Below are 26,482 nucleotides of genomic sequence, written 5' to 3' on the forward strand. Positions count from 1 at the left end.
GCCGAAAAAGATCAAAAGATCGCAGCCTTGTTTCACTCGACAGCTCCTACAGGTGGAGATCGGTTTCGGCCTTGCCATCATTGAACTGCAACGCCGCCAGCCGGGCATACAGCGCATTGTTCGCAATCAACTCCTGATGCGTTCCCACCGCCACCAGTTTTCCCTGGTCCATCACCGCGATCCTGTCGGCGTTTTTCACCGTAGCCAGTCGGTGGGCGATGACCAGCGTGGTGCGGTTTTCCATCAGGCTGGGCAGGGCTTGCTGTATCAGGTGCTCGCTCTGGGCGTCGAGGGCGCTGGTGGCTTCGTCCAGCAGCAAGATCGGCGCGTCCACCAGCAGCGCCCGGGCGATAGCGAGGCGTTGGCGTTGCCCGCCGGACAAACCGAGACCCGCGTCGCCGAGGTGAGTCTGGTAGCCGTGGGGCATTTGCTCGATGAAGTCATGGGCGTAGGCGATTTTCGCGGCTTCCTGCACCTGGGCCAAGGTCGCCGTCGGGTGGCCGTAGCGAATGTTCTCTTCGATACTGCCGAAGAACAGCGCCGGGGTTTGCGAAACGAGGGCGAAGCAGCGGCGCAGGTCCAGAGGATCGAGTTGGGTCAGCGGCACACCGTCTAGCAGGATGCGTCCTTCGGCGGGGTCGTAAAAGCGCAACAACAAGTCATACACCGTTGATTTTCCTGCACCGGACGGCCCAACCAATGCAAGGGTTTCGCCGGCATTGATCGTCAGATTCAGACCATCGACCGCATAGCTTTGCGGACGCGACGGGTAGGAAAAGCGCACATCTTGCAGCACCAGATCGCCCTTCACCCGTTCAGGCAAAGTCACCAGACCGTGGGTCGGTGGCTGGATGATGTTTTCCGAACGCAACAATTCGGCAATCCGCTCTGCGGCCCCCGCCGCTCGCTGCAGTTCGCCGATCACTTCGCTCAACGTGCCGAAGGCACCGCCGACGATCAGGCTGTAAAAGACAAACGCCGCCAGCTCACCCGCAGAAATCCGCCCGGCGATGACATCCATACCGCCCACCCAGAGCATCACCCCAACCGCGCCCAACACCAGCACGATCACCAGGGTAATCAACCAGGCGCGCTGGAAGATGCGCTTGCGGGCAGTGTTGAAAGCCTCTTCCACGGTCGTGGCAAAACGCTGCTCGTCCTGGACCTGATGGTTGTAGGCCTGCACGGTTTTGATCTGACTCAGGGTTTCGGAGACATAGCTGCCGATATCGGCAATCCGGTCCTGGCTCAGCCGCGACAGGGTGCGCACCCGGCGCCCAAAAATCAGGATCGGCGCGACCACCAGCGGCAACGCGACCACCACGATGCTGGTGAGTTTGGGGTTGGTGATAAACAGCAAGACAATCCCGCCGATCACCATCAGCCCATTACGCAGGAACAGCGACAGTGAAGAGCCAATCACCGATTGCAACAGCGTGGTGTCGGCGGTCAGCCGTGACTGGATCTCGGAGCTGCGGTTGTCTTCGTAGAAACCCGGATGCAAGTAGACCAGATGATTGAACACCCGCCGGCGGATGTCGGCGACAACGCGTTCGCCGATCCACGACACCAGATAAAAGCGCGCAAAGGTGCCGATCGCCAGACCGACCACCAGCAGCATGAACAGGCCGATAGACCGGTTGAGCAAATGCGGCGACTGAGTCATGAAACCCTGATCCACCAGCAGACGAATCCCCTGCCCCATGGACAAGGTGATGCCGGCGGTGGCGATCAACGCCAGCAAGGCGCCGAAGGCCGGCCAGCGATAAGGCATGATGAAACGACTGGCCAGACGAATGGCGCGGCGGTGACGGGAAGAGAGCATGAAGATCATCCGAGGGCGCAATCAATGGCTTTGACCCGACCAGCCTACACCGACAGACGGGATTGAACGCTGTAAATCACAATGAGTCAGGTTAATTATGACCGTCAAGACTAGTGGCTAGAGATTATTGGTCTAAAGTCCGGGTGGAAACGTCAGGGTATTTCTGATGGACTGAAGATGCCGACCTGAAAGATCGCAGGGAGTTGTCACAGCCCGGTCACCTGGCGGTTTTACAGTAAGCACACAACCTGATGAGGAGACAGGCCATGTCCTTGCAAAACAGCAGCGATGACAAGATTCCAGTGATCCGCACGCAGCCAGACCAATCTCTGGGTTGCTCGATTATTGATAAGGATGGGCACGAAGTACCGATCACTGAAAACATGATCCAGGACGCTTGCCGCGAACTGGAAGAGCGATTGGTCAAGCCTGCCGAACAAAAGTGATGTAGCCACCGTCTTCTTGACCCGGCTCTTTTAGCCGGGTTTTTTATGGGTGTCTTTTGAGGGTGCTTCGCCCCCTATCGCGGGCAAGCCCGCTCCCACAGGATTACCGCGATTCCAAAATTGACGCATGACCTGTGGGAGCGTGGCTTGCCCGCGATAAGACCAACCCGGCACTCAGACAGCCGAAGCACCCAACGCCGCCACAATTTGCTGCAACGCCGGCGAATCCCCCTCGATCCGCACCTTCAACCCATCAATCTCACGCCGCAGCGGGTAATGCTTGCGCAGCGCATCGAACGCCGCACGCTGCTCGCTCACGTTGCCTACAAGGCTGCGACGGAAATCCGCGTCGTCACGGCGCGGGTCGTACACGCCACGGCACAACATCGCCAGCGCCCAGGCCGGATCACTGTCGGCGTTCAATGTCACTGCCGACAGCCACGGCGCTGGCAGCAAGTCGCTCAGGTGGACCTGCTCCGGTTGCCCAAGAAACTCGCAAAACGCCTGATAGATCTGCGCCGTCCCGCGCTGTTTGCCGTCGAGGCTGTAACCGGCAATGTGCGGCGTTGCCAGCACACACAGCTCAGCCAGCGCCACATCGACCTCGGGCTCAGCCTCCCAGACATCCAGCACCGCTTGCAGATCTTCACGTTGCAACAGCACCTGGCGCAGGGCGGTGTTGTCGATCACCGGGCCACGACTGGCGTTAATCAGCCAGGTGCCCGGTTTGAGTTGGTTCAAACGGTTTTTATCGAACAGATGCCAGGTTGCCTGAGGGCCTTGTTTGTCCAGCGGAGTGTGCAGGCTGATGACGTCGCATTGTTCGATGACCTGCTCGAGGCTGACGTAATCGCCCCCTTCAGCGGCTTGCCGTGGGGGATCGCAGACCAGCACGTTCCAGCCCAGAGCTTGCAGAACCTTGATCAAGCGCCCGCCCACTTCGCCGGCGCCGACCACGCCGTAGGTGCGCTGAGTCAGGTCGGCACCTTCGATTTCGGCCAGGGTCAGCAGGCTACCCAACACGTAATCGACCACACCCCGGGCATTACAGCCTGGCGCGCTGGACCAGGTGATACCGGCTTGCTGAAAGTAATCCAGCTCCAGGTGATCGGTGCCGATGGTGCAAGTGCCGACAAAGCGCACCTTACTACCTTCAAGCAATGCGCGGTTGACGTTGGTCACCGAGCGCACCAGCAGCACATCGGCCTGCTCGACAGTGGCGCGATCGATGGCACGTCCCGGCACCCGGCGGATTTCACCGAACCCTTCGAAGAAGGCATCGAGCAGCGGGATATTTTCGTCGGCAACAATCAGCATGGCGGGCTCCTTTGGCGGACCGGCAGTGTAGGCGCAGATGGCGGTAGTGGGCCAGCGGGCATTACGCATCCTTGTAGCAGCTGGCGCAGCCTGCTACGGGACGTCGCAATGTCCGCACATCGATTACAAATCGCTAACACAGGACTTTTCCTGACCACTGCGTCAAGGCGTAGAATGCGCCGCCTCGCGCATCAAAACCCTTTGGACGTTTCGCCTTGAATTCCGTGACTGACCGCCCCACCGCTATTTCCCTCGACCGCCCGGCCCGGGTTCGCCTGGAGCTGAAAAACCTGCTCGGCCTGGCGTTGCCGATCATGATCGCGCAACTGGCGACCACCGCCATGGGCTTCGTCGATGCAGTGATGGCCGGTCGCGTCGGGCCTCGCGATCTCGCAGCCGTCGCGCTGGGTAACTCGATCTGGGTGCCGGTGTTTTTGCTGATGACCGGCACGCTGCTGGCCACCACCCCGAAAGTCGCCCAGCGCTTCGGTGCCGGTACTCACAGCGAGATTGGCCCGATCGTGCGTCAGGCGCTGTGGCTGGCGCTGGTGGTGGGCTTGATGGCGACCGGCATGCTGTTCAGCGCCGAACCGATCCTGCACATCATGAAGGTCGACCCCGAGCTGATCGGCCCGTGCATGCAGTATCTGCACGGCATCGCCAGCGGCCTGCCCGCCGTCGCGCTCTATCACGTGCTGCGTTGCTTCAGTGATGGTCTGGGTCGCACGCGCCCGGCCATGGTGCTTGGCCTGTGCGGGCTGGCGCTGAATATTCCGCTGAACTACATCTTCATCTATGGCCACTTGGGTGTGCCAGCCATGGGCGGTGTCGGCTGCGGCTGGGCCACGGCGATCGTGATGTGGGTGATGGCGTTGGGCATGGCCGGCTGGGAGCGCTGGGCGCCGGCCTATCAGTCGAGTCAGTTGTTCAGCCGATTCGACTGGCCGCAGTGGTCGGTGATCAAACGCTTGCTGGGCATCGGCCTGCCGATCGGCATTGCGGTGTTCGCCGAGTCGAGCATCTTCGCCGTGATCGCCCTGCTGATCGGTAGCCTCGGCGCCACCGTGGTCGCCGGGCACCAGATTGCCCTGAACTTCAGCTCGCTGGTGTTCATGATCCCCTACTCCCTGGGCATGGCCGTGACCGTACGGGTCGGCCAGGCACTCGGCCGTGAAGAACCACGGCAAGCACGTTTCGCCGCCGGTGTCGGCATGGGCACCGCCCTGGTTTACGCGTGCCTGTCGGCGAGCCTGATGCTGTTGCTGCGCGAACCCATCGCCGCGATCTACACCGCCGACCCGACAGTGATTCAAGTGGCTGCGATGCTGATTGTGTACTCGGCGCTGTTCCAGTTTTCCGATGCCATCCAGGTGACGGCGGCCGGCGCACTGCGGGGCTATCAGGACACTCGGGTGACGATGATCCTGACGCTGTTCGCTTATTGGGGGATCGGTTTGCCGGTGGGTTACGCCCTGGGCCTGACCGACTGGTTCGGTACGCCGAGCGGCCCGAGCGGGTTGTGGCAGGGATTGATCGTGGGCTTGAGTTGCGCGGCGCTGATGCTGTCGATCCGCCTGACGCGCAGTGCACGCAAGCGGATCCGCATCAGTCGTTCGGCGGGTTCGTAGGAGCCAGGCTTGCCGGCGAAAGCGCTCTTAAGGACGCCTTCGCCGGCAAGTCGGATCGCCGCACCGCTGGCTCCTACGTGTCCGATTTACCCTTAACTTATCGACATTACCTGCATAGGCAGGCCCTTTTTTGTGCCCGTTAATCAAACTTCTTGCGGATCCAGTACAGGTAGGTGCCTGCCTGTTCATGCTGCGCCACCAACTCGTGGTCGAGAAACACGCAGAACTTGGGAATGTCGCGACGGGTCGACGGGTCGGTAGCGATCACCTTCAGCAAACCGCCGGGCACCAGGTCGCGGATGTGCTGGTGCAACATCATCACCGGCTCCGGGCAATTGAGGCCGGTGGCGTCGAGGGTACCGTCTACCGGCGTATCGATCATTTCACTCATGGTTTACTCCTGAAGCTTGCCGGTATTGTCGCGCAAAGCCGGGTGTTCGGTCACCTATGGCATAAAGCCGCCGTCTCTGTAGGAGCGAGGCGTTTTAGCGGGACTTGGGTTTCTTTACGTCGAGCCGGCGAAGATGGCAGGTCACTTCTTCTCGGTCGTGATACAGCTGCTTACAGCCGATCTCGACCCGAATACCCCGCGCCTTGAACCCGTCGGCAATTCGTTCCAGCAAGCGCTTCACTTCGGCGTAACGCTGTTTCATCGGCAGCTTGAGGTTGACCACCGCTTCCCGGCAATGCCCCTCGCCAATCCATTCTTCCAGCATCGCGGCGTTGCGCGCCGGTTTCTCGACGATGTCGCAGACCATCCAGTCCACCGGTTGCTTGGGCTTGAAGGTGAAACCGTCAGCCATCAAGTGCTGCACCAAACCGGTGTCCATCAGGCTTTCGGCCATCGGACCGTTGTCGATGGCGGTCACCAGCATGCCACGGTTGACCAGTTGCCAGGTCCAGCCGCCGGGTGCAGCACCGAGGTCGACACCGGTCATGTCGCTGTGCAGGCGCTCGTCCCACTGGTCGCGGGGGATGAAATGGTGCCAGGCCTCTTCCAGTTTGAGGGTCGAACGGCTCGGCGCCTCACGCGGAAACTTCAGACGTGGAATACCCATCGGCCACATCGCCGAATTGTTCGACTCCGCCAAGCCCATGAACACTTCGCGACCGCTCTTGAAGGTCAGCAGCAGCCGTGGTTTGTGGGCGTCTTCCACTAGTTTTCCGGCCGCCATCAGCGCCTTGCGCAGGTGGCCTTCGAATTTCTTGCAGAAGTTCGACAGTTCCTTGCCATCGTTGGTGTCGACCATTTCCAGCCACAGGCTGCCGCACACCGGGAAGTCCGCCATGTGCGCAAGGATCACGCTGATGCGGTCGGTTTCCGGCAGATCAATGAAAATCCCGCGAGCCCATTGGCGCGGGAAAATCAGGTCGGCAAAACGCTGGCCGCGCATCAGGCGCTCGGCGCCGTCTTCTTCGGTGCAAATAAATTCGGCGCAGGCGCTAGCGGTTTTGGCCTTGGCATAACCGGCCACGTTCAGCCGCGCGGCATGTTCGGAAATCTCGGAACAGACTTCGCTTTCGAAGCCCGGCCGGCAATGCATAAAGAGGGTGTTCATTCTTACTCCTGGGCAGTTGGCGAAGAATTCAGCCACTGCGCGATGCCCAGACTTGCGTTGAAGCAAAGCCTGTCATGAAAACCGGCGCATGATAGCCGAGATCGGAACCTTGGACTTGTCCTTACGGTCCAGTTATTAGCCTTAACGTCTAAACAGGGCTAGGTTAAGAGCTCTGTCTGTCCCGCCAGTCCGTAGCCGTGCGGACCCAAAGGAGATATTTCAATGCCGTCCCTCGATAGCCTGAAAACCCTTAAAACCTTACAAGTCGACGACAAGATCTACCACTATTTCAGCCTTCCCGAAGCCGCCAAAAGCCTGGGCGATCTCGACACGCTGCCGATGTCGTTGAAAGTGTTGCTGGAAAACCTGCTGCGCTGGGAGGACGAGAAAACGGTTACCGGCGCCGACCTCAAGGCGATTGCCGCCTGGCTCAAGGAGCGTCGCTCCGATCGCGAAATCCAGTACCGCCCGGCGCGGGTATTGATGCAAGACTTTACCGGCGTCCCCGCGGTGGTCGACCTGGCCGCCATGCGCGCCGCCATGGCCAAGGCCGGTGGCGACCCACAGCGAATCAACCCGCTGTCGCCGGTGGACCTGGTGATCGACCACTCGGTGATGGTCGACAAGTTCGCAAGCAGTAGCGCCTTCGAACAGAACGTCGATATCGAAATGCAGCGCAACCACGAGCGTTACGCTTTCCTGCGCTGGGGCCAGAGCGCCTTCGACAACTTCAGCGTGGTGCCGCCCGGCACCGGCATCTGCCACCAGGTCAACCTCGAGTACCTGGGCCGCACGGTCTGGACCAAGGACGAGGATGGACGCACCTATGCCTTTCCGGACACCCTGGTCGGCACCGACTCCCACACCACCATGATCAATGGCCTCGGCGTACTCGGCTGGGGTGTCGGCGGGATCGAAGCGGAAGCGGCGATGCTCGGCCAACCGGTGTCGATGCTGATTCCGGAAGTGATCGGTTTCAAACTCACCGGCAAGCTCAAGGAAGGCATTACCGCCACCGACCTGGTGCTGACCGTCACCCAAATGCTGCGCAAGAAAGGCGTGGTCGGGAAATTCGTCGAATTCTACGGCGACGGCCTCGCCGACCTGCCGTTGGCCGACCGCGCGACCATCGCCAACATGGCGCCGGAATACGGCGCCACCTGCGGCTTCTTCCCAGTGGACGAGGTGACACTGGAGTACTTGCGCCTGTCCGGCCGCACCCCGGAAACCGTGAAACTGGTAGAGGCCTACAGCAAGACCCAGGGCCTGTGGCGCCTGCCCGGCAAGGAGCCGGTGTTCACCGACAGCCTGGCCCTGGACATGGACAGCGTCGAGGCCTGTCTCGCCGGGCCGAAACGCCCGCAGGACCGCGTCTCGCTGCCAAATGTGGCGCAAGCGTTCAATGACTTTCTCGGCCTGCAATTCAAACCCTCCAGCAAGGAAGAGAGTCGCCTGGAAAGTGAGGGCGGCGGAGGCGTTGCGGTGGGCAACGCCGATCTGATCGGCGAAGCGGACTACAACCACGAAGGCCGCACGTATCGGCTGAAAAACGGCGCGGTGGTGATTGCCGCGATCACGTCCTGCACCAACACCTCCAACCCCAGCGTGATGATGGCGGCCGGGCTGGTGGCGAAGAAGGCCATAGAGAAAGGCCTCACACGCAAACCGTGGGTCAAGAGTTCGCTGGCCCCCGGCTCGAAAGTGGTGACCGACTACTACAAGGCGGCCGGCCTGACCCGCTACCTCGATGAACTCGGTTTTGCACTCGTCGGTTATGGCTGCACCACCTGCATCGGCAACTCCGGGCCGTTGCCGGAGCCAATCGAAAAAGCCATCCAGAAAGCCGACCTGACCGTCGCCTCGGTGCTCTCGGGCAACCGCAACTTCGAAGGTCGCGTGCATCCCTTGGTGAAAACCAACTGGCTGGCCTCCCCGCCCCTGGTCGTCGCCTATGCGTTGGCCGGCACGGTGCGCATCGACATCAGCAGCGAGCCCTTGGGCAACGACAAGGACGGTCACCCGGTTTATCTGCGAGACATTTGGCCGAGCACCAAAGAAATCGCCGACGCGGTGACTCAGGTGAACACCGCGATGTTCCACAAGGAGTACGCCGAAGTGTTTGCCGGCGACGAGCAGTGGCAGGCGATCGAAGTGCCGCAAGCGGCGACTTATGTCTGGAACAGCGATTCGACGTATATCCAGCATCCGCCATTCTTCGATGACATCGGCGGCCCGCCGCCGGTGGTCAAGGATATCGAAAGGGCGAAAGTCCTCGCGCTGCTCGGTGATTCGGTAACCACCGACCACATCTCCCCGGCCGGCAACATCAAGGCTGACAGCCCTGCCGGCCATTACCTGCGCGAGCAAGGGGTGGAACCGCGGGACTTCAACTCCTACGGTTCCCGTCGCGGCAACCATCAAGTGATGATGCGCGGCACCTTCGCCAATATCCGTATTCGCAATGAAATGCTCGGCGGCGAAGAAGGCGGCAACACGATTTATATTCCGACCGGGGAGAAGCTGCCGATCTACGACGCGGCCATGCGTTACCAGGCGTCGGGCACGCCACTGGTGGTGATCGCCGGGCAAGAATACGGCACCGGTTCGAGCCGCGACTGGGCGGCCAAGGGCACCAACCTGTTGGGGGTCAAAGCCGTCATCGCTGAAAGCTTCGAGCGGATTCACCGTTCCAATCTGGTGGGCATGGGTGTGTTGCCGTTGCAGTTCAAGCTGGATCAGAACCGCAAGAGCCTGAACCTCACCGGCAGAGAAACCCTGGACATCCTTGGCCTGACGGGCGTCGAGCTGACCCCGCGCATGAACCTGACGCTGGTCGTCACCCGTGAAAACGGCAACAAGGAAAAGGTCGAGGTGTTGTGCCGGATCGACACCCTTAATGAGGTGGAATACTTCAAGGCCGGCGGGATTTTGCATTACGTGCTGCGGCAGTTGATTGCCTCGTAACAGCCTGCTGACAACGACACCGCCTTCGGGCGGTGTTTTTGTATACGCGGTGTACGTCTCTATAATCGCGCGCCCCATCGCATAGGTGTTGTGTACGACACATAACCAATGTGAGAGCGACCTGTGGCGAGGGGGCTTGCCCCCGTTTGAGTGCGTAGCACTCACAAGATCTTTGGTATATCAGAGATTTTGGGGCTGCTTCGCAACCCAACGGGGGCAAGCCCCCTCGCCACAGGTCGCTCCAACATGGCCCGCGGCAACCTGCAGAATCTCTGAAACAAGGACTTCAAATGATCGCTCTGCCATGGATCTACCTGGCGCTTCTCTCTCTCGGCTACGGCCTGGCGTTGATCTACGGCCAACTCGGCTGGCTGGCCGCCATCTCTTTCGGGTTGCTGCTGTTCGCCGCTTTCGCCGTTCGCCAACAACAGGTTCCCATTGGCCGCTACCTCGGCCACGGCTTGTTCATCGTCCTGGCGGTGGCGCTGGCGCTGCACTGGCTTCCCGGTTTCTACAATGGTCGCGGCATCGTTCCACAGCGGTTCACCGTCGACGCCGTGCCGTTTGCCATGTACCTGAATCTGGACAAACCTCTGATCGGCTTCTGGCTGTTGCTGGTTTGCCCATGGATTGTCGGCCGGCGTTCCCTGCGCCTGTCCGTGTATGCCACTGCCCTCGCCCTGACCGTGAGCGTCGTGCTGGCCCTGGGTGGCGCGCTGTTGTTGGGCGTGATCAGTTGGGCACCTAAGTGGCCGGATCAGGCCTGGTTGTGGGTGCTGAACAATCTGTTGCTGGTAACGCTGGTGGAGGAAGCGCTGTTTCGCGGCTACATCCAGGGCGGTCTGAGCCGGCAGTTCAAACACCTGCCTTATGGCGAAAACCTCGCCTTGTTGCTCGCATCGATGCTGTTCGGCCTCGTTCATCTAGGCGCTGGCTGGCAATGGGTACTGTTGGCGAGTCTGGCCGGGGTCGGCTATGGCCTGGCCTACCGTTTCGGTGGGTTGGGCGCGGCCATCGCCACCCATTTTGGTTTGAATCTGCTGCATTTCGGGCTCTTCACCTATCCCATGCTCGCCGGCTGACGCAACGGTCGTTTTGCGACGTGTCACCGATGATTGAAAAAAACACATCAATAAATGCCTGACGATGCCGATACCTCGTCAAAGCCTTGCGGATTGAAAAAGCCATGCGTAACAACCAGCCCATTACCCAACGCGAACGGACCTTCCCGGCTCAGCAACGGTTGATTTCCACCACCGATGCCAAGGGCGTGATCACCTACTGCAACGACGCTTTCGTCGAAATCAGCGGGTTTTCTCGTGAGGAACTGATCCGTGCGCCGCATAACCTGGTGCGTCACCCCGACGTCCCGGCTGCGGTGTTCGCGCACATGTGGGGCACACTGAAACAAGGCTTGCCATGGATGGGCATTGTCAAGAATCGCTGCAAGTCCGGTGACCACTACTGGGTTAACGCCTACGTCACACCGGTGTTCGACGGCAATCAGGTGATCGGTTACGAGTCGGTGCGGGTCAAACCCACCGCCGAGCAGATCCGCCGTGCCGAAGCGCTCTACCAACGCATCAACCAGGGTAAGTCGGCGATTCCTTCAACAAACAAATGGCTGCCGGTGCTGCAGGACTGGCTGCCGTTTATTCTGGTCAGCCAATTGAGTTTCATGATTGGTACGTCTCTCAATTCCCAATGGGGTTTTGCGTTGGCCGCCGGCCTGTCGGTGCCATTGGGTCTGTTGGGTTTGAGCTGGCAACAGCGCGGCCTCAAGCGCCTGCTGCAACTGGCCGGGCAAACCACCTCCGACCCGCTGATCGCGCAGATGTACACCGACAGTCGCGGTGCCCAGGCGCGCCTGGAGATGTCGATCCTCAGCCAGGAAGCCCGTCTGAAAACCTGTCTGACCCGCCTGCAGGACACCGCCGAGCACCTGAGCGACCAAGCGAAACAGTCCGACACCCTGGCCCACAACAGCTCCACCGGCCTGGAACGTCAGCGCGTCGAAACCGAGCAAGTGGCCACCGCCGTGAATCAAATGGCCGCCACCACGCAGGAAGTTGCCAGCCATGTGCAGCGCACCGCCGACGCCACTCAGGAAGCCAATCGCCTGACCGGTCGCGGTCGCGATATTGCCGGGGAAACCCGTGAAGCCATCCAGCGCCTGTCGGTGGTGGTCGGTGAAACCGGCCTGACGGTCACGCAACTGGCCAAGGACAGCGACGAAATCGGCGGCGTGGTCGATGTGATCAAAGGCATTGCCGACCAGACCAACCTGCTGGCCTTGAACGCCGCCATTGAAGCCGCGCGTGCCGGCGAAATGGGCCGTGGTTTTGCGGTGGTGGCCGACGAAGTCCGGCAACTGGCACAACGCACCAGCGAATCCACCGGGCAGATCCATGCCCTGATCGCCAAACTGCAACAGACTGCCAGCACGGCGGTGCAAACCATGGAAACTGGCCATCGCCAGGCTGAAGAAGGTGTGGCGCGGGTACTGGAAGCGGATCAGGCGCTGGTGGGCATCAGCGAAGCGGTGGCCCACATCACCGATATGACCACCCAGATCGCCGCTGCGACTGAAGAGCAAAGTTCGGTGGCTGAAGAGATCAGCCGCAATATCAGCAACATCTCGCAACTGGCGGATCAGACTTCGGAACAGGCTCAACACTCGGCGTTGTTGAGTGAAGAACTGACCAAGACTGCAAATACCCAGTACTCGTTGGTGGAGCGGTTTAACCGCTGATTGATGCTGGAAAGGCAAAAACCCGGAAGGTGAAAACTTCCGGGTTTTTTATTGACTGGCAGATCGCTTTCGCGGGCAAGCCTCGCTCCTACAGGTCATGCGTCGATCGTGTGGGCGCTGATAACCTGTAGGAGCGAGGCTTGCCCGCGAAGAGGCCCTGTCTGGCACCGCAAATCTCACTGAAGAAACTCAGCAACCTTCTGCGCCGTAGCCGCCAGATGCTGCTCATGGGTAAACCCCGAAGCCTTCAACGGCTTCAAATCATGGTCCCCCGCCACCAGCCAGAACATCTCGATGCCCGGCGCCAATTCATAACCCTCGACGGCCTGACGATTACCCAACGCATCCCGCTCGCCTTGCACAATCAACGTCCGCGTCTTTAGCGCAGCTAGATGTTCGACCCGCGGCTTCTCCGGTTTGCCCACCGCATAAAACGGATAACCGAGACACACCAACCCATCCGCGCCCAACTCATCGGCCAGCAAACTGGCCATCCGCCCGCCCATGGACTTGCCGCCAATGGCCAGACGCCCAGCGACATGGCGTCGCACCACGGCATAGACCTCGCGCCAGCATTCCAGCAACTTCGGCGCCGGATTCGGCGGGCGCTTGCCACCGTCCACTCGCCGTTGCGCCATGTAGGGAAACTCGAAACGCAACACATTGACCCCATGCGCAGCAAGGCGCGCAGCCATGTCGTTCATCCAGCCGCTGTCCGTCGGCGCACCCGCGCCGTGAGCGAGAATCAGTGTCGCCGAAGCCGGCGCTGAGGCGGCATTCCACAACCATCCATGATCCCGCACGCACTGCGCCCATTGATCCCCGTCAATACTGGCCTTGTGCTGTTTGTCCATGCTTGCCTCGCTTTTAGTCTGCCTATAACTCCAGGCGAAGGGAGCGTTGCCTTGCGCAAACGCCTCCACTTCGGCTGAACCGTGGATGGGGAACCATGAACACTTCTATCAGTACCGCCTACAACTACAAGGTGGTCCGCCAATTCGCCATTATGACGGTGGTATGGGGCATCGTCGGCATGGGGCTCGGGGTTTTTCTCGCGGCCCAGTTGGTCTGGCCCGAACTCAATTTCAATCTGCCGTGGACCAGCTTCGGCCGGTTGCGTCCATTGCACACCAACGCGGTGATCTTCGCCTTCGGCGGCTGCGCTTTGTTCGCCAGTTCGTTCTATTCGGTACAACGCACCTGCCAGACCCGATTGTTTGCGCCGAAAATCGCCGCGTTCTGCTTCTGGGGCTGGCAACTGGTAATTCTTTTGGCAGCCATCAGCCTGCCGCTGGGTTACACCAGTTCCAAGGAGTACGCCGAACTGGAATGGCCGATCGACATCCTGATCACCATTGTCTGGGTGGCCTACGCCATCGTGTTTTTCGGCACGATCATGCAGCGCAAGACCAAACACATTTATGTCGGTAACTGGTTCTTCGGTGGATTCATCATCACCGTGGCGATCCTGCACATCGTCAACAACCTGGAGTTGCCAGTGAGTTTCACCAAGTCCTACTCGGTGTACGCCGGTGCGACCGATGCCATGGTGCAGTGGTGGTACGGGCACAACGCCGTAGGCTTTTTCCTCACCGCCGGTTTCCTCGGGATGATGTACTACTTCGTGCCGAAACAGGCCGAGCGTCCGGTGTATTCCTATCGCCTGTCCATCGTGCATTTCTGGGCGCTGATCACCCTGTACATCTGGGCCGGCCCGCACCACTTGCACTACACCGCGTTGCCGGACTGGGCGCAGTCATTGGGCATGGTGATGTCGCTGATCCTGTTGGCGCCAAGCTGGGGCGGGATGATCAACGGGATGATGACGCTCTCGGGCGCCTGGCATAAGTTGCGCAGCGATCCGATCCTGCGCTTCCTCGTGGTGTCGCTGGCGTTCTACGGCATGTCGACCTTCGAAGGGCCGATGATGGCGATCAAAACGGTCAATGCCCTCTCCCACTACACCGACTGGACCATCGGCCACGTTCACGCCGGCGCGCTCGGCTGGGTGGCGATGATTTCCATCGGTGCGCTGTACCACATGATCCCGAAAATCTTCGGCCGCACGCAGATGCACAGCATCGGCCTGATCAACGCGCACTTCTGGCTGGCGACCATCGGCACCGTGCTGTACATCGCCTCGATGTGGGTCAACGGCATCGCCCAGGGCCTGATGTGGCGCGCCGTCAACGAGGACGGCACGCTGACCTATTCCTTCGTCGAAACCCTGGTGGCCAGTCACCCAGGCTTCGTCGTGCGACTGGTGGGCGGCGCGATCTTTCTCAGTGGCATGTTCCTGATGGCTTACAACACCTGGCGCACCGTGCGGGCCTCGCAGCCCTCCGAAGCCGCCACTGCCGCGCAGATAGCCTGAGGAGTCCGCCATGAAACACGAAACAATCGAAAAAAACGTCGGCCTGCTGCTGTTGCTGATGGTGCTGGCCGTGAGCATCGGCGGCCTGACCCAGATCGTCCCGCTGTTCTTTCAGGACGTGACCAACAAACCGGTGGAAGGCATGAAGCCCTACACCGCGTTGCAACTGGAAGGTCGCGACATTTACATCCGCGAAGGCTGCGTCGGTTGCCACTCGCAGATGATCCGCCCGTTCCGCGCCGAGACCGAGCGCTATGGCCACTACTCGGTGGCCGGGGAAAGCGTGTGGGATCACCCATTCCTCTGGGGCTCGAAACGAACTGGACCTGACCTGGCGCGAGTGGGCGGTCGCTACTCCGAAGACTGGCACCGCGCGCATTTGTACAACCCGCGCAACGTGGTGCCGGAATCGAAGATGCCGGCGTATCCATGGCTGGTGGCCAATCCGGTCGACAGCCGCCACACCGAAACCAAGATCCGCGCCATGCGCACCCTCGGTGTGCCGTACACCGACGACGACATCGCAGGTTCAGTCGCCTCGCTCCAGGGCAAGACCGAAATGGACGCGCTGGTCGCCTACCTGCAAGTGCTCGGCACTGCCATCAAGAGCAAGAGGTGAGCCATGTTCTTTGAAATAAGCAGTGGAATGAACAGTGGAATGATCCGCGGCCTGGGCACGCTCGTGGTGTTCGTGGCCTTCGTCGGCCTGGCGCTGTGGGTGTTCAACAGCAAACGCAATCCGGCATTCGCCGAAGCGCGTCTGCTGCCGTTCGCCGACGAGCCGCCATCCGAAAACAGCACCCAACCAGAATCCGCCACTAGGAGTACCCGGCCATGACCACCTTCTGGAGTGTATGGATCTGCGTGCTGACCATCGGCAGCCTGATCGGCCTGACCTGGCTACTGATCGGTACGCGCCGAGGGGAAACCAAGGGCAGCACCGACCAAACCATGGGCCACAGCTTCGACGGCATCGAGGAATACGACAACCCGCTGCCGCAGTGGTGGTTCATGTTGTTCGCCGCCACCTTGGTATTTGCCGTGGGTTATCTGGTGCTTTACCCAGGCCTGGGCAACTGGAAAGGCATCCTGCCCGGTTACGAGGACGGTTGGACCGGCGTCCACGAATGGGAAAAGGAGATGAACAAGGCTGATGCCAGGTTCGGGCCGATTTTCGCCAAGTTCGCCGCCATGCCGGTGGAAGACGTGGCCCAGGACCCGCAAGCGCTGAAAATTGGCGGTCGCCTGTTTGCGTCCAATTGCTCGGTGTGCCACGGCTCGGATGCCAAGGGCGCGTTCGGCTTCCCTAATCTGTCGGACAGCCAGTGGCGCTGGGGCGGCGATGCCGAAACCATCAAGGCCACCATCCTGGGCGGGCGCATGGCGGCGATGCCGGCCTGGGGGGAAATCCTCGGAGACGCCGGCGTGAAAAACGTCGCCGCTTATGTGCGCCATACATTGGCCGGCCTGCCCTTGCCGGAAGGCAGCACGGCCGATCTGCAAGCCGGACAGCAAGCGTTCAGCACCACCTGCGTAGCCTGTCATGGGGCAAACGGCCAGGGCACTGAAGCCATGGGGGCGCCGAACCTGACGCAACCGGCCGGTTTTATCTACGGTACAAGCCTGGCGCAACTGCAACAAACCATACGTCACGGCCGCCAGGGCCATATGCCGGCGCAGAATGAACTGCTCGGCAACGACAAGGTGCAATTGCTGGCCGCTTATGTGTACAGCCTGTCACACGGTCTGAATACAGAACGTTTGCAGGCTGAAGGCAAAAGCGAATAAATCTCGTCCGCTCTACCGCCGCATTCACCCGGATGCGGCAGTTCCCTGCCCCTTTGCGACGCATTGTCGCACCCTCCCTTGGTCTGCCTTTCGATTCGCCGGATTCGAGTCTAAGCTTCCTGCGATGCGGACTGGTCAGCGCCGGTTCCAGGTCGATCCAACCCGATGTGTTCTACGAATGTGCTCGATGACAGGCCGCAAAGGCTGGTAGACACCGGCTATCGTCCCCGTTGCCCTCTGTCACCCGATCGTCGTGTTTGAACATACCCCGTTACAACTGACCTGAACCCCTCGCTTTTTTCATCCGCTGCGACATTTTGTCAGAGGGCAATTTTGTCCTTACGCAGCGCATGGAAAGGCCGCAGAATCAGCTTTTGAAAGCATTGACCCAGGTCATGGCGCGTTGCAATGACCCCCCGCTTTCTCCATACTTGCGGCCGATTTTTACTCCTAATAAAACACCCAAACCGTGGAACCTTAGAATGAGCACAGCAATCAGTCCGACTGCTTATAACTATAAGGTAGTCCGCCAGTTCGCCATCATGACGGTGGTCTGGGGGATCCTTGGCATGGGGCTTGGTGTCTTCATCGCCTCACAGCTTGTATGGCCGGAATTGAACTTCGGTCTGCCGTGGACGACTTTTGGACGCTTACGCCCGTTGCACACCAACCTGGTGATTTTCGCCTTCGGTGGTTGTGCTCTGTTTGCCACTTCCTATTACGTCGTGCAGCGAACCTGCCAAACGCGACTGATTTCCGACAGCCTCGCGGCCTTCACCTTCTGGGGTTGGCAAGCGGTGATCGTCGGCGCGATCGTTACCTTGCCGCTGGGTTACACCACCACCAAGGAATACGCGGAACTGGAATGGCCTCTGGCTATTCTGCTGGCCATTGTCTGGGTCACCTACGGTCTGGTGTTCTTCGGCACCATCGTCAAGCGCAAGACCAAGCACATCTATGTCGGTAACTGGTTCTACGGTGCTTTCATCGTCGTGACCGCGATGCTGCACATCGTCAACCACATGTCGCTGCCGGTCAGCCTGTTCAAGTCCTACTCGGCCTACTCGGGCGCGACGGACGCAATGATCCAGTGGTGGTACGGCCACAACGCCGTGGGCTTCTTCCTGACCACCGGCTTCCTGGGGATGATGTACTACTTCGTTCCAAAGCAGGCCGAGCGTCCGATCTACTCCTATCGTCTGTCGATCGTGCACTTCTGGGCGCTGATCACCCTGTACATCTGGGCAGGTCCCCACCATCTGCACTACACCGCACTGCCGGACTGGGCTCAGTCCCTGGGCATGGCGATGTCGATCATCCTGCTGGCTCCGAGTTGGGGCGGCATGATCAACGGCATGATGACCCTGTCGGGCGCCTGGCATAAGCTGCGCACCGACCCGATCCTGCGTTTCCTCGTGGTATCGCTGGCGTTCTACGGCATGTCGACCTTCGAAGGCCCGATGATGGCCATCAAGACCGTCAACTCGCTGTCGCACTACACCGACTGGACCATCGGCCACGTTCACGCCGGCGCTTTGGGCTGGGTAGCGATGATTTCGATTGGCGCGATCTACCACATGATCCCGAAACTGTTCGGTCGCGTGCAGATGCACAGCATCGGCCTGATCAACACGCACTTCTGGCTCGCGACCATCGGTACCGTGCTGTACATCGCGTCGATGTGGGTCAACGGCATCACCCAGGGCCTGATGTGGCGTGCAATCAACGATGACGGCACCCTCACCTACTCGTTCGTCGAAGCGCTGCAAGCCAGCCACCCAGGCTTCATCGTTCGCGCCCTGGGCGGTGCGTTCTTTGCCAGCGGCATGCTGTTCATGGCCTACAACGTATGGCGTACCGTACGTGCCTCGAACCCGGCTGAAGCCAAAGCCGCTGAACAGATTGCTGTAGTTGGAGCTCACTGATGAAGCATGAAGCAGTCGAGAAGAACATTGGCCTGCTGGCCTTCTTCATGGTTATCGCCGTCAGCGTCGGCGGCCTGACCCAAATCGTTCCGCTGTTTTTCCAGGACGTCACCAACAAGCCGGTCGAGGGCATGAAGCCTCGTACCGCCCTTGAACTGGAGGGCCGCGACGTGTACATCGCCAACGGTTGTGTCGGCTGCCACTCGCAGATGATCCGCCCGTTCCGTGCTGAAACCGAACGTTACGGCCACTACTCGGTCGCCGGTGAAAGCGTCTGGGACCACCCGTTCCTGTGGGGTTCCAAACGTACCGGTCCGGACCTGGCCCGTGTCGGCGGTCGTTACTCCGATGACTGGCAGCGTGCGCATTTGTACAACCCGCGCAACGTGGTGCCTGAGTCGAAAATGCCGGCCTACCCGTTCCTCGTGGAAAACAAGCTCGACGGCAAAGACACCGCCAAGAAAATGGAAGTCTTGCGCACGCTCGGCGTTCCTTACACCGACGAAGACATCGCCGGTGCCAAGGATGCTGTGAAGGGCAAAACCGAAATGGACGCGCTGGTGGCCTATCTGCAAGGCCTGGGCACCATCATCAAAAGCAAACGGTGATTTAGATGGATATCGGGATGATTCGTGGCTTGGGCACCGTTGTTGTGATGGTGGCCTTCATCGGTCTGGCGTTGTGGGTGTTCAGCCCCAAGCGCAAGTCGGAGTTTGAAGACGCGACCTTGCTGCCTTTCGCGGATGATCCCGAAGCCATCAAGCACGTCGAGCAAGCTTCTAGGAGTAACAAAGAATGACTACGTTCTGGAGTCTGTACGTCACAGTCCTCAGTCTCGGCACCATCTTCGCCCTGACCTGGCTGCTGCTGTCCACCCGTAGAGGCCAGCGCAGCGAAGCCACCGAAGAAACGGTCGGCCACTCCTTCGACGGTATCGAGGAGTACGACAACCCACTGCCGAAATGGTGGTTCATGCTGTTCGTGGGCACCATCATTTTCGCTCTCGGCTATCTGGTGCTGTACCCGGGCCTGGGTAACTGGAAAGGCCTGCTGCCGGGCTATAACTACCTCGATAACGAGAAGCAGACCGCGTTCGCCAACGGCCAGACCGGCTGGACCGGCGTTCACGAGTGGGAAAAGGAAATGCTCAGGTCGGACGCCAAGTTCGGCCCGATCTTCGCCAAGTTCGCTTCCATGCCAATCGAAGAAGTCGCCAAAGACCCGCAAGCCCTGAAGATGGGGGGCCGCCTGTTCGCCTCCAACTGCTCGGTCTGCCACGGTTCCGACGCCAAAGGCGCCTACGGTTTCCCTAACCTGACCGACGCCGACTGGCGCTGGGGCGGTGAAGCACAAACCATCAAGACCACCATCATGGGCGGTCGTCATGCCGTGATGCCGGCCTGGGCTGAAGTGATCGGCGAACAAGGCGTCAGCGACGTCGCCGCTTACGTGGTGACCAGCCTCGATGGTCGCAAGCTGCCGGAAGGCGCCAAAGCTGACCCGGTTGCCGGCCAGAAACTGTTCGCCGCCAACTGCGTGGCGTGCCACGGTCCGGCAGGCAAAGGTACCCCAGCGATGGGCGCCCCTGACCTGACTCACCCAGCGGCGTTCATCTACGGTTCGAGCTTCGCTCAACTGCAGCAGACCATCCGTTACGGCCGTCAGGGCCAGATGCCGGCGCAAGAACAGCTGCAAGGCAACGACAAGGTTCACCTGCTGGCGGCTTATGTATACAGCCTGTCCCACGGTGAAAAAGCACCGGAAGCCGAGGCTCAGTAAGGCCAACGCTGATGCAATAAAAAACGGCCCCGCCAATGAGAATTGGCGGGGCCGTTTCGTTGAAGCATGGCGAATCTATTCGACCGCAATCGTATCCACCGCCACGCGGCTCGGCCAGTTGTTACCTTCGACCTTGCTGATGGTCAGACTTTTCCTGTCCTTTGAAAAACTGGCGATCAGGTAGGTTTGCTGAGAAGCGGAGCCGCTCAAATACACCGGTACGCGACCAAATTTGTCGTTCCACCAGAGGCGTCCTGCCCTCGTGTGCAAATGGCCCGCGAACACCGCGGTGACTTTGTAGTCTTCGATCATCTTTATGAATCGGTTGACCTGCTCATCGCTGCCCTGCCAGCGGCCAGGCTTATGCATATTGAGAATGATGATCTGCCCCCTGTCGCGTGCAGCCTTCAAGTCCTTTTCCAGCCAGTCCAGGGAATCCTTGATTTCGAACGTCGTCGGGTTCAGGAAGTGGGAAATCCGTACCGAATACGTTGGCTCATTGTGCAACTGAACAAGGTGCACATCCCCGATATCCTTGGAGTAGGCCAGACTCCCCGAATAAAGCCTGTTAACCGCACTGCCACTGATCTTCAGATCCAGATTCTCGACCTTGCCACGATGATGCTCTTCAAAATCGGTAATACTGCCGGCAGCACAACTTTCGGAAAAACAATCGTTCTTCTCATAATCATGATTGCCGAGACCGTAAAAGACATTAGTGCCGAAGTATTTGCTTAGCGCCGGCCTGAGCCAACTCCGCTGCCAGCCGTGACCATAGGCAGTAATATCACCATTAATCATGACTGGAATATGCTCAGGTGATGTGCTGAAGTTTTTCCTGAAGTTTGCAATATCCGAAAACTGGCTTTCTATCAGCCCCCGCGAGCGCGCTTCCTTTTCCGAGTTGGATTCGGGCTCGCCGCTGTCAGTCTTATCCGTCCAGGGGTATTGCGGATCGGACGCAAACACCATGTGGTTGGGATTTTGCTCAGCCAGCACCGTGGGTGAAATAAAACCGAGCGACCACATAAGCGCACAACTAAGCAGACCTTCCTTGAATGAAGCTTTCATATAATTCCCTTTATGCTCTATTTAATAAACCGGCAACCGATGTTGCCCGAAAGGAAAGTTATTCGAAAACCACAAACAAGAAAACTCAAAACCCATTTCAAATTAATTAGCCGGCTCCCTTAACTACTCACCCAATAGCAGAACTTAAACCAGAAGCGACAAACCCAACTTAAAACCTTATTTAAAGATACCGATAGCCCCCCCTGGTTTGCCAAATGACGCCAGACTCAAGGGAATCGACCTCCCGCCTGCAAAAAAGTCAGCCATACTCATTAAGTCAATTGACCTGCATCATGCTTTGTTACATTCGCTACACCATTGGTGTTTTTTCCCCAACGCGACCAAAGGTCGCACCCTTGTGCCAGAGCGACAGGCGTATCATTGCGCCACTGCAACACCTCTTTTTGACCGCGGTCGGCACGTACTGACCGAGGCATTTTTCCACTGCCGTGGGATGCAATGATGAGTAATCAGATTCCGGTACACGACGTCACCCCGCCTGCCAAGAACACGAACAACAGCGTCGACCTCTACGCCTCTCGAGAAAAAATCTACACCCGCGCTTTCACCGGCCTGTTCCGCAATCTGCGGATGTTTGGCGGTGCCGGGCTGTTTCTGCTGTATTTCGGCACGGTGTGGCTGAGCTGGGGTGGTCACCAAGCTGTCTGGTGGAACCTGCCGGAGCGTAAATTCTTTATTTTTGGCGCGACCTTCTGGCCTCAGGATTTCATCCTGCTCTCGGGGATTCTGATCATCAGTGCCTTCGGCCTGTTCTTCATCACCGTGTATGCTGGTCGGGTCTGGTGCGGCTACACCTGCCCGCAAAGCGTCTGGACCTGGATTTTCATGTGGTGCGAAAAGGTCACCGAAGGCGATCGCAACCAGCGCATCAAGCTCGACAAGGCACCGATGAGTGCCAACAAATTCCTGCGCAAGTTCAGCAAGCACACGATATGGCTGTTGATCGGTTTTGTGACCGGCATGACCTTCGTCGGTTACTTCTCACCTATTCGCGAATTGGTGATCGAGTTCTTCACCGGTCAGGCCGATGGCTGGTCGTATTTCTGGGTCGGTTTCTTCACCCTTGCCACCTACGGCAACGCCGGCTGGTTGCGCGAGCAGGTGTGCATTTACATGTGCCCGTATGCACGCTTCCAGAGCGTGATGTTCGACAAGGACACGCTGATCGTCTCCTACGACCCGCGTCGTGGCGAAAGCCGTGGCCCGCGCAAGAAAGGCATCGACTACAAGGCTCAGGGCCTGGGTGATTGCATCGACTGCACCATGTGCGTCCAGGTCTGCCCCACCGGCATCGACATCCGCGACGGCCTGCAAATCGAATGCATCGGCTGCGCGGCCTGCATCGACGCCTGCGACAGCATCATGGACAAGATGGATTACCCGCGCGGACTGATCAGCTACACCACCGAGCACAACCTGTCGGGGCAAAAAACCCATAAACTGCGTCCACGTCTGATCGGCTATGCCCTGGTGTTGCTGGCGATGATCGCGTTGCTGGTGACAGCGTTCTTCATGCGCTCGCTGGTCGGTTTCGATGTCAGCAAAGACCGCGTGTTGTACCGCGAGAACGCCGAAGGCCGGATCGAAAACGTCTACAGCCTGAAGATCATGAACAAGGACCAGCGCGACCACACCTACGTGCTGGAAGCCACCGGCCTGCCGGACCTCAAGCTGCAAGGCAAGCGCGAGATCAAAGTCGCCGCCGGGGAGATTTTCAGCCAGCCGGTCGAGTTGTCCAGTGCACCGGAGCAACTGCCGTCGAGCACCAACGAGGTGAAATTCATCCTCAAGGATGCCGATGACGCCAACGTCCACGTTGAAGCCAAGAGCCGATTCATCGGCCCACAAATTCGTTGAGAGAAGTGATCATGCCCGCAGCAACTGCCGCAAGTCCCTGGTACAAGCACCTTTGGCCGTGGATCATCATCGCAATCCTGGCCTGCTCGGTGGCCTTGACCCTGTCGATGGTGACCATCGCGGTAAACAACCCGGACAATCTGGTCAACGACAACTATTACGAGGCCGGCAAGGGCATCAACCGTTCTCTGGACCGCGAACTGCTCGCCCAGACCCTGCAACTGCGCGCCAGCGTGCACCTGGATGACGTGACCGGTGAAGTCGACCTGCGCCTGAGCGGCAACAGCCAGCCCAAAACCCTTGAGCTGAACCTGATTTCGCCCACCCAACCGGAGAAAGATCGCAAGATCACCCTGGCCCGCAGCGAAACCGAACAGGGCCGCTACATCGGCCAGTTGAGCGACAAGGTAGAAGGCCGCCGCTTCGTCGAATTGCTGGGCGTGCAGGATGACAAGATTTGGCGCATGTTCGAGGAAGAACAGGTTAGCCATGCCAAGGACCTGCTGCTCGGTGATGAGCCGTTGCAAGGCGCCGAAGACCTGAAAAAATAGCACTTGCGAAGGCGATCAAATGTGGCGAGGGAGCTTGCTCCCGCTGGGGCGCGAAGCGGCCCTGAAACCTGCAAACCGGTCCTTTCAGGCATAGCGAGTTCTCAGTATTGCGACTGCTTCGCAGCCGAGCGGGAGCAAGCTCCCTCGCCACAATGGTTTTCATGGCAACAAACATGACCAGTCCAACCCCCTGCTACCACTGCGCCCTGCCCGTCCCGGCGGGCAGCCGCTTCACGGCCACCGTCCTCGGGGATACCCGCGAGTTCTGCTGCCCGGGTTGCCAGGCGGTGGCAGAGGCAATCGTGGCCGGGGGGCTGGAAAGCTATTACCAGCATCGCAGCGAAGCCTCGGCTAACCCCGAAGCCTTGCCGGTGCAGTTGGTGGATGAGCTGGCGCTCTACGACCGCGCCGATGTGCAGCAACCCTTTGTCCGTCACGAAGGCGAACTTGCCGAAACCACCCTGCTGATGGAAGGCATCAGTTGCGCCGCCTGCGGCTGGCTGATCGAAAAGCATCTTCGCAGCCTGCCGGCGGTGGCCGAAGCACGCTTGAATCTGTCCAACCATCGCCTGCACGTGCGCTGGGCCGATGCCCAATTACCACTGAGCCAGGTACTCAGCGAATTGCGCCACATCGGTTACGCCGCCCACCCGTACCAGGCCGACCGCGCCAGTGAACAACTGGCCAGCGAAAACCGCCTGGCCCTGCGCCAACTCGGTGTGGCCGGGCTGCTGTGGTTTCAGGCGATGATGGCAACCATGGCCACCTGGCCAGAATTCAACATCGACCTCAGCCCCGAGCTGCACACCATCCTGCGTTGGGTCGCACTGTTCCTCACCACCCCGATCGTGTTTTACAGCTGCGCGCCGTTCTTCAAAGGGGCGATGCGCGACCTGCGCACCCGGCACCTGACCATGGACGTCTCGGTGTCGCTGGCGATCGGCAGCGCCTACATCGCCGGGATCTGGACCTCGATCACCGGGGTCGGCGAGTTGTATTTCGATGCGGTGGGGATGTTTGCGCTGTTCCTGCTGGCCGGGCGTTATCTGGAACGTCGTGCCCGGGAACGCACCGCCGCCGCTACCGCCCAGCTGGTGAATCTGTTGCCCGCCTCCTGCCTGCGGCTGAGTGCTGACGGTCAGAGCGAGCGGATTCTGCTCAGCGAATTACGCGTGGGCGATCAGGTGCTGGTGCACCCCGGTGCGATTCTGCCGGCCGACGGCAAGATCCTCGACGGTCAATCGAGCATCGACGAATCCCTGCTCACCGGCGAATACCTGCCACAACCACGGACCCCGGGCGATGCCGTCACTGCCGGCACCTTGAACGTCGAAGGTGCGTTGACCGTGGAAGTCCTGGCGCTAGGTCAGGACACACGCCTGTCAGCCATCGTCCGCCTGCTGGATCGCGCCCAGGCCGAGAAGCCGCGACTGGCGGAAATCGCCGACCGCGCCGCGCAGTGGTTTTTACTGCTGACGCTTATCGCAGTGGCCGCCATCGGCCTACTCTGGTGGGAACTGGATTCATCGCGGGCGTTCTGGATTGTCCTGGCGATGCTGGTTGCCACCTGCCCATGCGCCTTGTCCCTGGCCACGCCAACCGCCCTCACCGCCGCTACCGGCACGCTGCATAAGCTCGGTCTTTTGTTGACGCGCGGCCATGTGCTGGAAGGCCTGAATCAAATCGACACGGTAATTTTCGACAAGACCGGCACCCTCACCGAAGGCCGTCTGGCCTTGCGCTCGATCCGGCCTCTTGGAGCCCTGACCAGCGATCAATGCCTGAGCCTCGCCGCCGCCCTGGAAAACCGCTCCGAACACCCTATTGCCCGGGCTTTTGGCCGCGCGCCGCTGGCCGCCGAAGAAGTTCACAGCACGCCGGGCCTGGGCCTCGAAGGATTGGTCGGCGCGCAACGCCTGCGCATTGGCCAACCGGGGTTTGTCTGCGAGCTCAGCGGCGCTCAAGTGCCGGTAATGCCCGAGGAGCCTGGCCAATGGCTGCTGCTCGGCGACAGCCAGGGACCGCTGGCGTGGTTCGTGCTCGATGACCGTTTGCGCGCCGACGCGCCCGCCCTGCTCGCAGCCTGCAAGGCTCGCGGCTGGCGCACGCTGCTGCTGTCCGGCGACAGCTCGCCCATGGTCGCCAGCGTCGCTGCCGAATTGGGCATCGACGAAGCCCGTGGCGGTTTGCGTCCGGACGATAAATTGCAGGTGCTGCAACAGCTGCACAAGGAAGGCCGCAAGGTGTTGATGCTCGGTGACGGGGTCAACGACGTGCCAGTGCTGGCCGCCGCCGACATCAGCGTGGCGATGGGTTCAGCCACCGATCTGGCGAAAACCAGTGCCGACGCGGTGCTGCTGTCGAACCGCCTCGACGCGCTAGTGCAAGCCTTCAGCCTCGCCCGTCGTACCCGCCGGGTGATCATCGAGAACTTGCTGTGGGCAGCGCTGTACAATGGCCTCATGTTGCCGTTCGCCGCCCTCGGCTGGATTACCCCGGTATGGGCCGCGGTCGGCATGTCCATCAGTTCGTTGACCGTGGTGCTGAATGCCCTGCGCCTGACTCGCCTACCCAACACGCCTGCGGTCAGCGCCACGCCAGAAACCCGCCCGCTGCCGGCCTGAG

Annotated in this window: 22 protein-coding genes; 16 read left to right on the forward strand and 6 right to left on the reverse strand. The window is 60.0% G+C overall.

Going from position 1 to position 26,482, the window contains the following annotated elements; all coding sequences use genetic code 11:
• Positions 1-46 precede the first annotated feature (46 nt).
• Positions 47-1,825 (reverse strand): ABC transporter transmembrane domain-containing protein, encoded by a 1,779-nt coding sequence (locus tag ACA044_RS20265; RefSeq protein ID WP_497442979.1) that lies wholly within the window; start codon positions 1,823-1,825, stop codon positions 47-49.
• Between the two features lie 266 nt (positions 1,826-2,091).
• Between ACA044_RS20265 and ACA044_RS20270 the strand changes: the two genes are divergently transcribed.
• On the forward strand, positions 2,092-2,271 hold the full coding sequence (locus ACA044_RS20270; protein ID WP_030128426.1) for a PA1571 family protein: 180 nt from the start codon (positions 2,092-2,094) through the stop codon (positions 2,269-2,271).
• A gap of 174 nt (positions 2,272-2,445) precedes the next feature.
• Here ACA044_RS20270 and pdxB read toward each other — a convergent pair whose 3' ends face one another.
• The gene (pdxB, locus tag ACA044_RS20275; RefSeq protein ID WP_497442980.1) at positions 2,446-3,588 is read right to left on the reverse strand and encodes a 4-phosphoerythronate dehydrogenase PdxB; all 1,143 of its coding nucleotides are present in this window, start codon (positions 3,586-3,588) and stop codon (positions 2,446-2,448) included.
• 215 nt (positions 3,589-3,803) lie between these two features.
• On the opposite strand from pdxB, the gene ACA044_RS20280 reads away from it, so the two are divergent.
• Positions 3,804-5,216, forward strand: a complete 1,413-nt coding sequence (locus ACA044_RS20280) for an MATE family efflux transporter (RefSeq protein ID WP_497442981.1) — start codon at positions 3,804-3,806, stop codon at positions 5,214-5,216.
• A gap of 139 nt (positions 5,217-5,355) precedes the next feature.
• Here ACA044_RS20280 and tusA read toward each other — a convergent pair whose 3' ends face one another.
• Both tusA and rlmM read right to left on the reverse strand, forming a co-directional pair.
• Positions 5,356-5,607: a sulfurtransferase TusA gene (gene tusA, locus ACA044_RS20285; protein ID WP_497442982.1), complete on the reverse strand. Its 252-nt coding sequence runs from the start codon at positions 5,605-5,607 to the stop codon at positions 5,356-5,358.
• A 94-nt stretch (positions 5,608-5,701) separates the two neighbouring features.
• The gene (gene rlmM / locus ACA044_RS20290; protein ID WP_367372223.1) at positions 5,702-6,775 is read right to left on the reverse strand and encodes a 23S rRNA (cytidine(2498)-2'-O)-methyltransferase RlmM; all 1,074 of its coding nucleotides are present in this window, start codon (positions 6,773-6,775) and stop codon (positions 5,702-5,704) included.
• A 222-nt stretch (positions 6,776-6,997) separates the two neighbouring features.
• Here rlmM and acnA point away from each other — a divergent pair, with 222 nt between their 5' ends.
• The 3 genes from acnA to ACA044_RS20305 all read left to right on the forward strand — a co-directional run bounded on the left by acnA (position 6,998) and on the right by ACA044_RS20305 (position 12,491).
• Complete coding sequence (acnA, locus tag ACA044_RS20295; protein WP_497442983.1) at positions 6,998-9,739, forward strand: aconitate hydratase AcnA; 2,742 nt, start codon at positions 6,998-7,000, stop codon at positions 9,737-9,739.
• A 290-nt stretch (positions 9,740-10,029) separates the two neighbouring features.
• Positions 10,030-10,821, forward strand: coding sequence for a CPBP family intramembrane glutamic endopeptidase (locus ACA044_RS20300; protein WP_497442984.1), 792 nt, complete (start codon positions 10,030-10,032; stop codon positions 10,819-10,821).
• Between the two features lie 104 nt (positions 10,822-10,925).
• Positions 10,926-12,491 carry a methyl-accepting chemotaxis protein gene (locus tag ACA044_RS20305; RefSeq protein WP_497442985.1) on the forward strand — a complete coding sequence of 522 codons (1,566 nt, stop codon included), beginning with the start codon at positions 10,926-10,928 and terminating at the stop codon, positions 12,489-12,491.
• A 176-nt stretch (positions 12,492-12,667) separates the two neighbouring features.
• Here ACA044_RS20305 and ACA044_RS20310 read toward each other — a convergent pair whose 3' ends face one another.
• Entirely contained in the window at positions 12,668-13,345 is a 678-nt protein-coding gene (locus ACA044_RS20310) for an alpha/beta family hydrolase (RefSeq protein WP_497442986.1), read from the reverse strand.
• A 95-nt stretch (positions 13,346-13,440) separates the two neighbouring features.
• Here ACA044_RS20310 and ccoN (ACA044_RS20315) point away from each other — a divergent pair, with 95 nt between their 5' ends.
• The 8 genes from ccoN (ACA044_RS20315) to ccoP (ACA044_RS20350) all read left to right on the forward strand — a co-directional run bounded on the left by ccoN (ACA044_RS20315) (position 13,441) and on the right by ccoP (ACA044_RS20350) (position 20,357).
• Complete coding sequence (gene ccoN, locus ACA044_RS20315) at positions 13,441-14,865, forward strand: cytochrome-c oxidase, cbb3-type subunit I (RefSeq protein WP_497442987.1); 1,425 nt, start codon at positions 13,441-13,443, stop codon at positions 14,863-14,865.
• Between the two features lie 10 nt (positions 14,866-14,875).
• Positions 14,876-15,484, forward strand: a complete 609-nt coding sequence (gene ccoO / locus ACA044_RS20320) for a cytochrome-c oxidase, cbb3-type subunit II (RefSeq protein WP_497442988.1) — start codon at positions 14,876-14,878, stop codon at positions 15,482-15,484.
• A 3-nt stretch (positions 15,485-15,487) separates the two neighbouring features.
• Complete coding sequence (locus ACA044_RS20325) at positions 15,488-15,703, forward strand: cbb3-type cytochrome oxidase subunit 3 (RefSeq protein ID WP_497442989.1); 216 nt, start codon at positions 15,488-15,490, stop codon at positions 15,701-15,703.
• The gene (ccoP, locus tag ACA044_RS20330; protein WP_497442990.1) at positions 15,700-16,653 is read left to right on the forward strand and encodes a cytochrome-c oxidase, cbb3-type subunit III; all 954 of its coding nucleotides are present in this window, start codon (positions 15,700-15,702) and stop codon (positions 16,651-16,653) included. The genes ACA044_RS20325 and ccoP (ACA044_RS20330) overlap by 4 nt, the downstream gene beginning before the upstream one ends.
• A 482-nt stretch (positions 16,654-17,135) precedes the next feature.
• Positions 17,136-18,578 carry a cytochrome-c oxidase, cbb3-type subunit I gene (ccoN, locus tag ACA044_RS20335; RefSeq protein ID WP_497442991.1) on the forward strand — a complete coding sequence of 481 codons (1,443 nt, stop codon included), beginning with the start codon at positions 17,136-17,138 and terminating at the stop codon, positions 18,576-18,578.
• Positions 18,578-19,186 carry a cytochrome-c oxidase, cbb3-type subunit II gene (gene ccoO, locus ACA044_RS20340; protein WP_007905434.1) on the forward strand — a complete coding sequence of 203 codons (609 nt, stop codon included), beginning with the start codon at positions 18,578-18,580 and terminating at the stop codon, positions 19,184-19,186. Before ccoN (ACA044_RS20335) ends, ccoO (ACA044_RS20340) begins: the two co-directional genes overlap by 1 nt.
• 5 nt (positions 19,187-19,191) lie before the next feature.
• Positions 19,192-19,377, forward strand: a complete 186-nt coding sequence (locus ACA044_RS20345) for a CcoQ/FixQ family Cbb3-type cytochrome c oxidase assembly chaperone (protein WP_003175465.1) — start codon at positions 19,192-19,194, stop codon at positions 19,375-19,377.
• Positions 19,374-20,357, forward strand: coding sequence for a cytochrome-c oxidase, cbb3-type subunit III (gene ccoP / locus ACA044_RS20350; protein ID WP_497442992.1), 984 nt, complete (start codon positions 19,374-19,376; stop codon positions 20,355-20,357). Before ACA044_RS20345 ends, ccoP (ACA044_RS20350) begins: the two co-directional genes overlap by 4 nt.
• Before the next feature lie 75 nt (positions 20,358-20,432).
• Here the strand turns inward: ccoP (ACA044_RS20350) and ACA044_RS20355 are convergent, their stop codons facing one another.
• Entirely contained in the window at positions 20,433-21,428 is a 996-nt protein-coding gene (locus ACA044_RS20355; RefSeq protein WP_497442993.1) for a metallophosphoesterase family protein, read from the reverse strand.
• Between the two features lie 462 nt (positions 21,429-21,890).
• On the opposite strand from ACA044_RS20355, the gene ccoG reads away from it, so the two are divergent.
• The 3 genes from ccoG to ACA044_RS20370 all read left to right on the forward strand — a co-directional run bounded on the left by ccoG (position 21,891) and on the right by ACA044_RS20370 (position 26,481).
• On the forward strand, positions 21,891-23,306 hold the full coding sequence (gene ccoG / locus ACA044_RS20360; RefSeq protein WP_497447275.1) for a cytochrome c oxidase accessory protein CcoG: 1,416 nt from the start codon (positions 21,891-21,893) through the stop codon (positions 23,304-23,306).
• 11 nt (positions 23,307-23,317) lie between these two features.
• Positions 23,318-23,857: a FixH family protein gene (locus ACA044_RS20365; protein WP_497442994.1), complete on the forward strand. Its 540-nt coding sequence runs from the start codon at positions 23,318-23,320 to the stop codon at positions 23,855-23,857.
• Between the two features lie 173 nt (positions 23,858-24,030).
• Entirely contained in the window at positions 24,031-26,481 is a 2,451-nt protein-coding gene (locus ACA044_RS20370) for a heavy metal translocating P-type ATPase (protein WP_497442995.1), read from the forward strand.
• Position 26,482 lies beyond the last annotated feature (1 nt).

The sequence above is a fragment of the Pseudomonas sp. LBUM1673 genome, assembly GCF_059695645.1.